The sequence below is a fragment of the Amycolatopsis sp. PSD-21 genome, from assembly GCF_055561455.1.
This window is the reverse complement of the sequence record NZ_CM145712.1, coordinates 9427102-9439296: the sequence shown is the minus strand read 5'-3', so window position 1 is coordinate 9439296 and position 12195 is coordinate 9427102. Positions and strand designations below refer to the sequence as shown.

At 67.9% G+C, this 12195-nt stretch carries 13 protein-coding genes; 10 read left to right on the top strand and 3 right to left on the bottom strand.

Going from position 1 to position 12195, the window contains the following annotated elements; all coding sequences use genetic code 11:
• Nucleotides 1–603: 603 nt before the first annotated feature.
• From rpmH to ACZ1DY_RS44485, 9 genes are all read left to right on the top strand, one after another.
• A complete protein-coding gene (gene rpmH, locus ACZ1DY_RS44525) occupies nt 604–747 on the top strand; it encodes a 50S ribosomal protein L34 (RefSeq protein ID WP_005154511.1) in 144 nt (47 codons plus the stop codon).
• Nucleotides 748–770: 23 nt separating this feature from the next.
• Complete coding sequence (rnpA, locus tag ACZ1DY_RS44520; protein ID WP_126734759.1) at nt 771–1163, top strand: ribonuclease P protein component; 393 nt, start codon at nt 771–773, stop codon at nt 1161–1163.
• Nucleotides 1164–1167: 4 nt separating this feature from the next.
• Complete coding sequence (gene yidD / locus ACZ1DY_RS44515; protein ID WP_016338357.1) at nt 1168–1473, top strand: membrane protein insertion efficiency factor YidD; 306 nt, start codon at nt 1168–1170, stop codon at nt 1471–1473.
• Nucleotides 1474–1477: 4 nt separating this feature from the next.
• Nucleotides 1478–2581, top strand: a complete 1104-nt coding sequence (gene yidC, locus ACZ1DY_RS44510; protein ID WP_257483545.1) for a membrane protein insertase YidC — start codon at nt 1478–1480, stop codon at nt 2579–2581.
• 30 nt (nt 2582–2611) lie between these two features.
• The gene (locus ACZ1DY_RS44505) at nt 2612–3169 is read left to right on the top strand and encodes a Jag family protein (RefSeq protein ID WP_126734757.1); all 558 of its coding nucleotides are present in this window, start codon (nt 2612–2614) and stop codon (nt 3167–3169) included.
• Between the two features lie 410 nt (nt 3170–3579).
• Complete coding sequence (gene rsmG, locus ACZ1DY_RS44500) at nt 3580–4257, top strand: 16S rRNA (guanine(527)-N(7))-methyltransferase RsmG (protein WP_126734756.1); 678 nt, start codon at nt 3580–3582, stop codon at nt 4255–4257.
• 64 nt (nt 4258–4321) lie between these two features.
• On the top strand, nt 4322–5251 hold the full coding sequence (locus ACZ1DY_RS44495) for a ParA family protein (protein WP_016338354.1): 930 nt from the start codon (nt 4322–4324) through the stop codon (nt 5249–5251).
• Nucleotides 5248–6264: a ParB/RepB/Spo0J family partition protein gene (locus ACZ1DY_RS44490; RefSeq protein ID WP_034321893.1), complete on the top strand. Its 1017-nt coding sequence runs from the start codon at nt 5248–5250 to the stop codon at nt 6262–6264. Before ACZ1DY_RS44495 ends, ACZ1DY_RS44490 begins: the two co-directional genes overlap by 4 nt.
• 85 nt (nt 6265–6349) lie before the next feature.
• Complete coding sequence (locus ACZ1DY_RS44485) at nt 6350–7021, top strand: HAD family hydrolase (RefSeq protein WP_465483237.1); 672 nt, start codon at nt 6350–6352, stop codon at nt 7019–7021.
• 377 nt (nt 7022–7398) lie between these two features.
• Here ACZ1DY_RS44485 and ACZ1DY_RS44480 read toward each other — a convergent pair whose 3' ends face one another.
• Together ACZ1DY_RS44480 and ACZ1DY_RS44475 are read right to left on the bottom strand one after the other, a co-directional pair.
• Nucleotides 7399–8349 (bottom strand): D-alanine--D-alanine ligase family protein, encoded by a 951-nt coding sequence (locus ACZ1DY_RS44480; RefSeq protein WP_126734752.1) that lies wholly within the window; start codon nt 8347–8349, stop codon nt 7399–7401.
• Nucleotides 8350–8385: 36 nt separating this feature from the next.
• On the bottom strand, nt 8386–9705 hold the full coding sequence (locus tag ACZ1DY_RS44475) for an aminotransferase-like domain-containing protein (RefSeq protein ID WP_126734751.1): 1320 nt from the start codon (nt 9703–9705) through the stop codon (nt 8386–8388).
• A 195-nt stretch (nt 9706–9900) separates the two neighbouring features.
• Between ACZ1DY_RS44475 and ACZ1DY_RS44470 the strand changes: the two genes are divergently transcribed.
• Nucleotides 9901–10545 (top strand): GNAT family N-acetyltransferase, encoded by a 645-nt coding sequence (locus tag ACZ1DY_RS44470; protein WP_125679353.1) that lies wholly within the window; start codon nt 9901–9903, stop codon nt 10543–10545.
• Between the two features lie 294 nt (nt 10546–10839).
• Here ACZ1DY_RS44470 and ACZ1DY_RS44465 read toward each other — a convergent pair whose 3' ends face one another.
• Complete coding sequence (locus ACZ1DY_RS44465; RefSeq protein WP_465483236.1) at nt 10840–11988, bottom strand: N-acetylmuramoyl-L-alanine amidase; 1149 nt, start codon at nt 11986–11988, stop codon at nt 10840–10842.
• Nucleotides 11989–12195: the final 207 nt, after the last annotated feature.

Here is a 12195-nt window from a genome sequence, read left to right as displayed (position 1 = left end):
CTGCCTGACTCCCCTCCCCTCATCGGTGCGCTGCGGCGAGATCACTCAGCGGCCCGAAACGCCGGGTCGAGCGTCATCCTGGCCCGATCGACTCATGCGCACAGCAAATATCCACATAGTTGTCCACAGCTGTGCACTAATGTACGGCGGCCCGCGGTGACGCCACCTGCGGGCTCGACGTATGCCGACGGGACGCCTCCACATCCCCAAGGACACCCGGGCGCCTGCACCGTTCCACCTCGGCGAAAACCCGGGAGGGGCACGCTAACAAGCCCCGCTCGTTGCCACAAGGCATCCTCGCGCGCAAGCATTTCACGGTGTACGGCGTGTTGCCATTCGATGCCCTCGCGTCGTCGGTGATCACTCTCCACGTACCGTCGCGGTGCGTGGTCGAGGGGGTGCCTGCCGGGCTCGGGCGGTGGGTGCGTACCCTCGTAAGGTCTCCCGTATACAGCGGGGGCGTTTCGCGTGCCCACGTTGTCGTCGCTCGACGTGACGAGGCCACACGTTGGTAGGAGACACCAGAGACTGCCGTGCGTCAGCACGACACGCCAGGAACGGGTCGAACCGTTCCCGGCGGCCGAGAAACAGGAGAAGTTAGTCGTGAGCAAGGGTAAGCGCACCTTCCAGCCGAACAACCGCCGCCGCGCCCGGGTCCACGGATTCCGGCTGCGCATGCGGACCCGCGCCGGCCGGGCCATCCTGGCGGCTCGTCGTCGCAAGGGCCGCGGCGCGCTGTCCGCCTGATCCGGCCGTCGTCGAGGGACGTCGTGCTGCCGGCCGCCGCGAGGTTGCGGCGCAGTGAGGATTTCCGTGCCGTGATGCGGCGTGGGGCCAAGGCAGGCAGGCGCCGCCTCGTCGTCCATGCGTTGACCACGGACCCGCCCGATGCCGCCGAAGCGGCGCGGGCGGGTTTTGTGGTGAGCAAGGCCGTGGGGAACTCGGTGGTCCGCCACCGCGTCACCCGGCGGTTGAGGCATCTTGTTTCCGCCAGGCTCGGAACACTGCCGCCGGGCAGCTCGTTGGTGATACGGGCACTACCTCCGGCCGCGGACGCGTCCAGCGCGGAACTCGGTTCGGACCTCGACGCGTCGTTGCGGCGCCTCGGGCTGTCCGGGAAGTCCCGCCAGACGCGACCACCCGACAACGGATCAGCGGTGTAACGGCATGCGAGCCACCGAGAACGAGACCACCGAAGACGCCCGGCCCGGACCGGTGGCATGGGTGCTGCTCCTGCCCATCAAGCTGTACCGCAAGGCGATCTCCCCCTTCCTTCCTCCGGCGTGCCGGTTCTACCCGAGCTGTAGCGCGTACGCCGTCGAGGCACTGACCCGGCACGGCGCCGGCCGCGGCACTTATCTCGCGGTCCGGCGCCTGCTGCGCTGTGGCCCGTGGACCATGCCCGGGCGCGACCCGGTACCCGAGACGTTCTCGTGGCGCCACCGCCGACCTGAAACACCGATCGAGGAGTAGCTCAGTGCTCGACTTCATCTACTACCCTGTGTCCTTCATCTTGTGGTGTTGGCACAAGGTCTTCGGGTTCGTGTTCGGCGAGGCGAACGCGTTCTCCTGGGTCCTCGCGATCATCTTCCTCACGTTCACGGTCCGCGGCATCATGTTCAAGCCGTTCGTGAACCAGGTCCGGTCGATGAAGAAGATGCAGGACTTCGCGCCGGAAATGAAGAAGATCCAGAAGAAGTACGCCAACGACCGGCAGCGCCAGGCGATGGAGATGCAGAAGCTCCAGAAGGAGCACGGCGTCAACCCGCTGGGCAGCTGCCTGCCGATGCTGCTGCAGATCCCGGTCTTCATCGGTCTGAACCACGTCCTGCGGATGTTCACCATCAACCCGTACGGCGGCCCCAAGACCGAGAACTACTTCTTCGATCAGGCCGGCGTCGAGTCGTACGTCCACGCGAAGCTGTTCGGCACCAACCTCGGTGACGCCATCTACACCGGTGTCGACATGGTCAGCGGTGGCAACGCGGAGACCGGCTTCCACTGGGGTGTCGCCCCGGTCGCGATCCCGCTGATGATCGTTGCGAGCATCGCCACGCACCTCACCGCGCGTCACTCGGTCCAGCGCCAGAACCCCGAGTCGGCGACCCCGCAGACCGCGATGATGAACAAGCTGACGATGTACATCTTCCCGCTCGGTGTCCTCATCTTCGGTGCGCTCTTCCCGATCGGTCTGCTCATCTACTGGCTCGCCAACAACGGCTGGACCCTGATGCAGCAGCGCCTCGTCTACACGAAGATCGACAAGGAAGAAGAGGCCCGCAAGGCGGCCGAGAAGGAGAAGCGCTCGAACCTCGGCCCGAAGCCCGGTCAGAAGCCGACCGCGCCGCGCCCCGGTCAGAAGCCGGTCCAGCAGAAGAGGAACAAGCAGTCCTCCGGCGGTCAGGTCAAGAAGGCGGGCTCGCCGCACGGTTTCGCCCAGACCGACTCCTCCCCCGCGGAGAAGAAGGACGCCAAAGACGGAACGGCCGAGTCGTCCACGAACGGCTCGAAGGAGAACGGTGCGGACGTGCCCGGTCTCATCTCGGACTCGACTAAGAAATCGGGCCGGAAGCGTCGCTGACGCCGATCCGGGCCGGAGAGGAGACCAGTAATGGCGGAGACGATCGACACGATCGACGCCGAGGAGAACAGCGCGGCCGAGGTTGAGGGCGCCGCTGAAGAGACCGCTCGCAAGGGAGGTGTCGACGACGACGTCCTCGTGAAGGAGGGCGACATCGCCGGTGACTACCTCGAGCGGTTGCTCGACCTTTTGGACTACGACGGCGACATCGACCTCGATGTCGAAGCGGGCCGCGCGATCGTCAGCATCGACGGCGGCGAAGACCTGGAGAAGCTCGTCGGCGCTCGCGGCACCGTCCTCGAGGCGCTGCAGGAGCTGACGCGTCTGGCGGTGCAGCAGGAGACCGGTTCGCGTAGCCGGCTGATGCTGGACATCGCGGGCTGGCGTGCGGACCGTCGCGAGGAGCTCCGCGAGCTCGGCCGCTCGACCGCCGAGACGGTGCTCTCCTCCGGTGAGCGTGTCCGGCTGCAGCCGATGAGCCCGTTCGAGCGGAAGGTCGTGCACGACGCGGTCGCCGCCGTCGACGGGGTCAAGAGCGAGAGCGAAGGAGAGGACCCGAAGCGCCGGGTCGTCATCTTCCCCGCCTGACGGTTAACTCGAACGAAGCGGCTCGCCGGTCATCCGGCGGGCCGCTTCGTCGTTTCCGGGGCGAATTACACGCGTGGCGTTTCACGTGAAACGCGGCGAGTACCACGGCCGCTGTCTTGAGCGAGATTCTCAGTCGCCCCGCGCGGTCGTGCCGGTGTGCTTCACGGTGAGCGTCGCGGACAGCCCGGGCAGCGACGGGGGTCCCTCTGGTTCGCCAGTGCCGGTGGTACACCTTGCGCACTGGTCGGCGATCGAATCGGTCGAGCCGCACTCGTGCCCACCGTCCCCGGTCGGGGAACGCGAGTGGAGTTGTCCACAACTTCGGTCTGTCTCCCCGCTTTGCGGTCGGCGTCATGGACAATCAGTGGAGCGCGTTTCACGTGAAACGGCGTCGAGGTTGAGGAGCGAGAGTGGGCTTGGACGGGGTCGCCGCATCGGTACGGAGTGCGGCGTCGGAAGTATTCGGAGACCGCGTCGAGCAAGCCGTCGGCTACGTCGAACTCCTGGAGCGGCACGGCGTCGAGCGCGGGCTCATCGGACCCCGCGAGGTCGACCGGCTGTGGGAACGCCACGTCCTCAACTCCGCCGTGATCGGCGAGCGGATCCCTGACGGCGCCCGCGTGGTCGACGTCGGCTCGGGTGCGGGGCTTCCGGGTGTACCGCTCGCGATCAGCCGACCGGACCTCGATATCGTTCTGCTCGAACCGATGGCCCGCCGGGTCGACTGGCTGGCCGAGGTTGCCGAGAAGCTGGAACTCCCCATCACCGTTGTCCGTGGGCGCGCGGAGGAGCGGCAGGTACGTGAGGAGCTCGGTGACGCGGATGTCGTCACCGCCCGGGCGGTCGCTCCGTTGGCCCGGCTCGCGAACTGGTGTCTCCCGCTGGTGCGTCCCGAAGGTGCTCTGGTCGCCCTCAAAGGAGCGAGCGCTGGAGAGGAAATCGAACGCGATCGCGTCGCCGTCCGGAAGGCCGGCGGTGGCGAACCGGAAGTCTTCGAGTGCGGCACCAAGGTGCTCGAGGTTCCGAGCACGGTCGTCGTGATCCATCGTCTGCCCCCGAAACCGTCTCGATCGCGCAGGCGTAGCTAGACCGGTTCCACGTGAAACAACGCAGAACGACTCCCACGTCTAATACAGAGGAGGCTCGAGACCGGTGACTCCCCCGCCGTCCGACCCTGCGAGCGCCGGCCAGGAACTCGGCTGGACGCCCATCGCCGAAGAAGCCGTCCGCGCCGCCAGCGTGCTGCACCCCAAGGAGGGTGCGCTCCCCCGGCCGAACCGCCGGCGAGTGCTGACGGTCGCCAATCAGAAGGGCGGCGTCGGCAAGACGACGAGCACGGTGAACCTCGCCGCCGCCCTGGCCGTCCACGGGCTCAAGACGCTCGTGATCGACCTCGACCCTCAGGGCAACGCGAGCACCGCGCTCGACATCGACCACCGCTCCGGCACGCCGTCGATCTACGAGGTACTGATCGGCGAGGTGTCGCTCGCCGAGGCCGCGGCCCAGAGCGAGCAGTCGCCCAACCTCTACTGTGTGCCCGCGACCATCGACCTCGCCGGCGCCGAGATCGAACTCGTCTCCATGGCGTCCCGCGAGATGCGGCTCAAGGAGGCGCTGTCGTCCGAGATCCTCGACGAGATCGGCGTCGACTACGTCTTCATCGACTGCCCGCCGTCGCTCGGCCTGCTGACCGTCAACGCGATGGTCGCCGCGCAGGAGGTGCTGATCCCGATCCAGTGCGAGTACTACGCGCTCGAAGGTCTGGGTCAGCTGCTGAGCAACATCGAGCTCGTCCAGGCGCACCTGAACCGCGAGCTGAGCGTCTCCACGATCCTGCTCACCATGTACGACGGTCGGACGAAGCTGGCCGATCAGGTGACGAACGAGGTCCGGAACCACTTCGGGGACACTGTTCTCAAGACGGTGATCCCGCGCAGCGTGAAGGTCTCCGAGGCCCCCGGATACGGGCAGACGGTCCTCGCGTACGACCCGGGTTCCCGGGGTGCGATGAGCTACGTGGACGCGGCCAAGGAGATCGCGCAACGCGGGGTGGAGATGAAGGAAAGGAGCGGTACGGCATGAGCGAGCGCAGAGGGGGGCTCGGGCGCGGGCTCGCCGCCCTGATCCCCACGGGCCCGCCGCCGGGCTCGGCGGCACCCGCCGAGAACGGCTCCCCCGTCCCGTCCGCGCCCGCGAGCAAGCCCGCGGGGCCGGACGACAAGGGCTGGTTCGCGGCCAACGGCGCGGCCGGTTCGCACGGCGGAGCGGTCGCCGGCGCGGTCTACCGCGAGGTGCCGGTCAGCCAGATCAAGCCGAACCCGAAGCAGCCGCGGCAGGTCTTCGACGAGGACGCGCTCAACGAGCTGGAGCACTCGATCCGCGAATTCGGGCTCATGCAGCCCATCGTGGTCCGGGAGCTCGGCACCGACGAGTACGAACTCGTCATGGGCGAGCGGCGCCTGCGTGCCTCCCAGCTGGCGGAGCTGGAGGCGATCCCGGCGATCGTTCGCCAGACCGCCGACGAGGCGATGCTGCGCGACGCGCTGCTCGAAAACATCCACCGCGTTCAGCTCAACCCGCTCGAAGAGGCCGCCGCGTATCAGCAGCTGCTCGACGAATTCGCGGTCACGCACGAGGAGCTGGCGGGCCGGATCGGGCGCAGCCGGCCGGTCATCACGAACACGATCCGCTTGCTCAAACTTCCCCTCGCGGTCCAGCGCCGGGTCGCGGCCGGGGTGCTTTCGGCGGGCCACGCGCGGGCGCTGCTCTCCCTTGAGGACGCCGACAGTCAGGAAGAGCTGGCCGCCCGGATCGTCGCGGAAGGCATGTCGGTTCGCGCGACCGAGGAAGCCGTCACGCTCAAGAAGAGTGAGAAGCCGGCCAAGCCGAAGCCCGCTCCTCGCAAACCGATCCAGGCTCCCGGTCTCCAGGAACTGGCGAACCGGCTTTCGGACCGGTTCGACACTCGCGTGAAGGTCGACTTGGGGCGGCGCAAGGGGCGGATCACGCTCGAATTCGGGTCGGTTGACGATCTTGAACGCATCGTCGCGCTGATGGACCAAAATCAGGCAAATCAGACACGCGAAACCGATTAGGGATCACCCCGGGTCGTTTTGTCACGGTGACGATAGCTGGGTGTCGACGGAGCCGTGACACTGAGTACTTGAACTGGGGGCAAGTATGAAGGGGCTCTTCGACGGTCGAAATCCGCGCGCGGTGGTCTTCGACTGCGACGGATTGCTCATGGACACCGAGCCGTGTTGGTCGGTCGCCGAGACCGAGCTGTTCGCTCGGCGAGGTCTGCCCTTCGGCCCGGACGAGAAGGCGTTGGTGATCGGCAAGTCGCTCCCGGCCGCCGCCGGCGCGATGGCGGAGGCGTTCGGCGAACCCGAGGGCGGCGCGGAGATCGCGGACGAGTTGCTGAGGTTGGTGACCGAAGTCGTCACCGCGAAAGCGGAGGCGATGCCGGGCGCGCGTGAGTTGGTCGAACTGACCGCCGCCGCCGTTCCGGTCGCCGTCGCGAGCAACTCGCCCCGGGCACTGCTGGACGCCGCGCTTGTCCGCGGCGGTCTGGCGGAAATGTTTCCCGTGAAACTGGCCGCCGACGAGGTGGCCGCGCCGAAGCCCGATCCGGAGATGTACCTGACCGCTTGCGCTCTGCTCGACGTCGATCCCGCCGACGCGTTGGCGTTCGAGGACTCGATGACCGGTCTTCGGTCGGCGCGAGCGGCTGGGATGACCGTCATCGGGGTTCCCACGTTGAAGCAGCAGGACTTCCCCGCCGATGTCGTGATGGGCTCCCTGCGTGATGAAGAACTGCTCGCCTGGATCGGCGGATGGCCACGGCGGTGACCGGTCTCCCCTTCGTCCGCTTCCAGAGCCCGACCCGCGATGAGCGGGGAAACTTCACCGGCGTCTTCGGTCTCGTCAACGGGCCGGGCGCCTGACCTCCGAGCAGGAAGCCTTCCGCCGGGCGAACAACGACTGGTACGACGCGAACTTCACCAACCCGGCGAGCACCGATCCGAGCGTCTACGACGCCGAGGTCAATCCCGGGGCCGCGGCATGGTTCAAGACCGCCGCTCGTGTCTTCGTCGAGCGGGTCGACGGCTACCTGGCGATTCTCGAGACGCACGAGATCCCGTGCGTGACCGTCCGGTCGGCGGATCCGGGACGGATCGTCTACGAAGACGAATACCAGGTAGTCGTCGTCCAGAACTGAAAGAGACTCAGCTCTTGCGGGAAATCGCCCGCCCCACGAGGCCGGCGAAGACCGATCCGAGAGTGGCTCCGGACGCCTCGATCGCCACCGGGACGATCGACGTCTCGGTCAAGCCCGGCGACAGGTTCACCGCGAGGAAGTAGACCCTGCCGTCTTCGCCGACCACGGCGTCGGTGCGGGAGATGTCGCGAAGCCCGAGTTGCCGGTGTACGGCGACGGCCAGCTCGCTGACCGCCTTGGCGGCGTCGTCGGGGATCCGCGCGGGGGTGAAGAAGTCGGTCAGCCCGGCGGTGTAACGGGCGGTGTAGTCGTACACGCCGCTCTCCGGCACGATCTCGACCGCGGGCAGTGCCTCGGGGCCTTCTTCGCCTTCGATGACCGTCACGGCCACCTCGACGCCGGAAACGAACTTCTCCGCGAGAACGGTGTCGCCGTAAGCGAAGCAGCCGACCATCGCGCCGGGCATTTCGGCGGCCTCCTTGACGACCTGGGCGCCCAGCGCCGAACCGCCCTGGTCCGGCTTGAGGATCATGGGCAGGCCCAGCGTGTCGACCATCGAGTCGAGCACGGCCTGCGCGCCGAGTTCGCGGAAGGTGCTGTGCGGCAGCACGACCCAGTCCGGCGTGGTGAAACCCGCGTCGGCGACGAGCGCCTTGGCCGTCGGCTTGTCCCACGCGCGGCGGCAGCCCTGCGAACTGGTGCCGACGTAAGGCACGTCGAGCATCTCCAGCACCGTCTGCACCGCGCCGTTCTCCCCCTCACCACCGTGAAGGGCGACGATGGCCGCGTCCGGCCGCTGGGTGCGAAGGCGTTCGAGCAGGCCGGCGTCGGTGTCCCACTCCTCGACTATGAGACCTTCCGCCCGCAACGCGACCGACAGCCGGCGCCCGGAGCGGAGTGAGACATCGCGTTCGTGGGAAAGTCCGCCTGCGAGTACGGCAACGGTGCGGTCGACCACCGAGGACTCCTTTTGTGCTTGGGGACGTCCGGCCGATCAGACCGTGTCCGGAGAGGGGTTCTGTGGCCCCGAGATCGAGCGTGGGCTCACGTTACCGAAGGTACGCGCCAAGTCCATTTCGGACTCGAGCACCGCGGCGAGCCGCCGGACGCCTTCGCGGATCCGCTCGGGTGTCGGGTAACAGTAGGAAAGCCGAAGCTGTCTGCTGCCGAAACCGTCGGCGTAGAAACCGGTTCCGGAGGCGTATGCGACGCGGGCCGTGACCGCCCTCGGCAGCATCGCCTTCGTGTCCACGCCTTCGGGCACGGTCATCCAGACGTAGAAACCGCCATCGGGTTTGGTCCAGCTGCAGCCGGCGGGCATGTGCTGATCGAGCGCGGACAGGATCGCGTCCCGGCGCTCCCGATAGTTCTCGCGGAAGGTCTTGATCTGACCCATCCAGTCGTGCGTCGCGAGGTATCGCGACACGATCAACTGGTTAAGCGTCGGCGGACAAAGCGTCGCGGACTCGGCCGCGAGCACGAGTTTCTCCCGGACGGCGTGCGGCGCGAGCACCCAGCCGACCCGCAGGCCGGAAGCGAAGGTCTTCGAGAAAGAGCCCAGGTAAACGACGTTGTCGGGGTCGATCGAGCGGAGCGCCGGATACGTCTGCCCGCTGAAACCGAGCAGCCCGTACGGGTTGTCCTCGACGATGAGGATGTCGTTCTCGCGGCAGATCTCCACGATCTCCGCGCGCCGCTCGACGGCCAGCGTGACGCCGCCGGGGTTGTGGAAGTTCGGGATCGTGTAAAGGAACTTGACCCGGCGGCCCGCTTTCCGCGTTTCCGCGAGCGCGGCACGGAGCCCTTCGGGGACCAGGCCGTGGTCGTCCATCGCGACGTGGACGACGTCCGCCTGGTACGCGGCGAACGAGCCGAGCGCGCCGACGTACGACGGTCCCTCGGCGATGATGACGTCACCCGGATCGCAGAACAGCCGGGTGACCATGTCGAGCCCCATCTGGGAGCCGACCGTCACGACGACGTCGTCCGGGTGGGCCTTGATGCCTTCGAGCGCCATGATCTCGCAGATCTGCTCGCGCAGCGCCGGGACGCCGTGCGCGGAGCCGTACTGGAGCGCGACCAGGCCTTCCTTGGTGATGAGCTCGCCGACCTGCGCGGACAGCGTGTCCAACGGGAGCGCGGCGAGGTTCGGCATGCCGCCGGCGAGCGACACCACCTCGGGGCGACTGGCCACCGCGAACAAGGCCCTGATCTCGGAAGCAGTCATCCCGGCCGTACGCGCGGCGTAGCGGTCGAGATGAGGGTCGAGGTTGTGTCGGCCGGGTTCCGGCCGGACAGGGCGGTTCTCGGTCATCAGGCGCTTCACCCGGCTTCGAAGTGGACATAGTCGCTACCGACTGGTAGTTCCATCGAGTGTAACCACCCTCCCTTGAGGGGCCCTGGCCTTTCGGTGTTCATCACATCGGCCTATCCTCGGACCGGACCCCTTCGGTGAGCCCTGCTCGGGACAAGGCCGCGTCGGGTGATCTTCATTCAGGGAGGTTTGTCTGTGTCGCGTCGCGTCGTGGGCGTAACCCTGGACAACCTCGAGCACCTGCCGAAGAGCTGCCGCCGCTGCGTGTACTGGGAGCTGGCGCCGCATATGAAGGCGCAGGCCGAGGAATACGGCGCGACAGAGGTCGAGAAGGAAGCCTGGGTCTCCAGCGTGCTGCTGGAGTGGGGTTCCTGCGGCCGGATCGTCTACAGCGACACCCTCCCCGTCGGTTTCGTGCTCTACGCGCCGCCGAACGCCGTGCCGCGCTCGCTGGCCTTCCCGACGTCGCCCCCTGGTCCCGACGCGGTCCTGCTGACCGCCTTCCAGGTGCTTCCCGAATTCCAGGGCGGCGGCCTCGGCCGGATGCTGGTGCAGGCCGTCGCGAAGGACCTCACCAAACGCGGGGTCCGCGCGATCGAAGCCTTCGGGGACGCCAAGCCCGACGAGACCGATCCGGACGGCGGGCACAGTTGTGTCCTGCCCGCCGCGTTCCTGCAGAGCGTCGGGTTCAAGACCGTGCGGCCGCATCCGCGGTGGCCGCGGCTGCGACTGGAACTGCGCTCGGCGATCTCGTGGAAGGAAGACGTGGAGGCGGCCCTCGAGCGGCTGCTCGGCCAGGTCTCCATCACGACGGCCGAGCCGAGCATGGGTCGCGCCTGACCTTCTTCACCCCTTCACCGCCCGCGCTAGCAGAGTTCCAGAGCGCGCGCAGCAGCCATCCCCCGGCCTGGGGACAGCTGTGGGTAACCCGCCGAGTTATCCACAGATCGCTGATAGGAGCGGTGGAAAATCTGTGGATGGGTAGGCTGGACCTGGGGACGCCCCCCGGGAAGGGTGGGGGCTGCGCGCCGGGTGGAGCTAGGGGTGGCGTGCTCGGGCGAGGGGGCACACAACCGGTTGTGCCGACGGCGTCGGCAGTGGGATGTGCGCCCGCGTGCGGCTGTGGAGGACTGGCTACTCCGCTTTGGCGAGCTCGTGGGCCAGGACGTCCGCGAAGGTGAACGTGCCGGTCGGCTGGTCCCCTTCACCGAGGAGGTACAGGCGCTTCACGGCGACCAGGATCCCTTCGGCGACGACGTCGCGGAAAGCCGGGTCCGCCAGTTTGCGGCTGTCCTCCGGGTTGGTCAGGTAGCCGATCTCGATCCGCACCGCGGGGCAGCGGGTGCGGGTGAAGATCTCCCAGGTCTTGTAGTGCGTGCGGCAGTCGAGCATGCCGGTTCGGGCGGCCAGCTCGCGCTGGATGAAACCCGCCAGCAGCTCACCGACGGTCGACGTGGTGCCGTTGCCGGTGCCGAAGTGGAAGCTCGCGACCCCCTGCGCCTTGGGCGAGGAGTTCTTGTCGTTGTGCAGCGAAAGGAACAGGTCGGCGCCCGCCTCGTTCGCGAACTTCGCCCGCTCGCCCTCGCTCGGGCTCTGGTTCGGGCCGCGCGAGATCAGCGCCTCCATGCCCGTGGCCTGCATCCGGCCTTCGAGCCGCCGAGCCAGGTCCCAGGCGATGTCCGCCTCGCGCAGACCGCTCGCGACGACCCCGAGGTCGTCGCCGCCGTGGCCAGGGTCGATCACGATGCGCTTGCCGCGCAGCCGGGGACCCGCCTGCCGCACCTGCTCCTGCTCGCGCAGGAAGACGGGGCGGCCGCCGCGGGCGCGCGGCGAAGAGAGCCGGTGCAGCTCCCGGATGGTGGCCGGGCCGCACATACCGTCGGCAACCAGGCGCATGTCACGCTGGAAGGTCTTGAGCGCCCGCTCGGTCTGGGGACCGAAGTGCCCGTCCGGGCGGCCGGCGTCGAAGCCGAGCTCGGTCAGCCGCTCCTGGAGCGCGAAAACGTCGTCACCCTGCATGGGCGCGGAGAACATGTAGGTCAGCGGCCGGCTGCCGAGATGGAAGCCGGCGCCGCGAAGCGCCTGATAGGTGGCCGGACCCACCAGACCGTCGGTGATGAGCCCACGGCGCTGCTGGAACGCCCGCACGGCATGTTCCATCGCCGTGTCGAAGACCTCGTACTCCCCGGATTCGGTCACCGGCGGGAGCAGCTCCATCGCCGCCAGCGTGGACCTGATCTCGGCGACGTCCGGTCCGGCGTCACCGCGGCGGAGTACCCGCATGCACTCCTCGCTCTTCCCTTTGGGGCACCGATCGAGCTCGATGCACGACTATGAAAACCCTGCGGGGCGAACCCCGGTGCTCTATTGTGCCCTGTGAACTCTCGGTGAGCGCGGAGGCCCGGTCGGTGCGTCAAGTGCCCGTTCGTGGAACTCGTCCAGGCGTTCCCGTAACGGAGAGATCTACCCATTCCCCGTGACGACGAAACC

Coding starts and splice junctions, on each gene's coding strand:
- yidD (WP_016338357.1), top strand. CDS start 1,168: ATGCGAGCCACCGAGAACGAGACCACCGAAGACGCCCGGCCCGGACCG.
- ACZ1DY_RS44505 (WP_126734757.1), top strand. CDS start 2,612: ATGGCGGAGACGATCGACACGATCGACGCCGAGGAGAACAGCGCGGCC.
- ACZ1DY_RS44490 (WP_034321893.1), top strand. CDS start 5,248: ATGAGCGAGCGCAGAGGGGGGCTCGGGCGCGGGCTCGCCGCCCTGATC.
- ACZ1DY_RS44485 (WP_465483237.1), top strand. CDS start 6,350: ATGAAGGGGCTCTTCGACGGTCGAAATCCGCGCGCGGTGGTCTTCGAC.
- ACZ1DY_RS44475 (WP_126734751.1), bottom strand. CDS start 9,705: ATGACCGAGAACCGCCCTGTCCGGCCGGAACCCGGCCGACACAACCTC.
- ACZ1DY_RS44465 (WP_465483236.1), bottom strand. CDS start 11,988: ATGCGGGTACTCCGCCGCGGTGACGCCGGACCGGACGTCGCCGAGATC.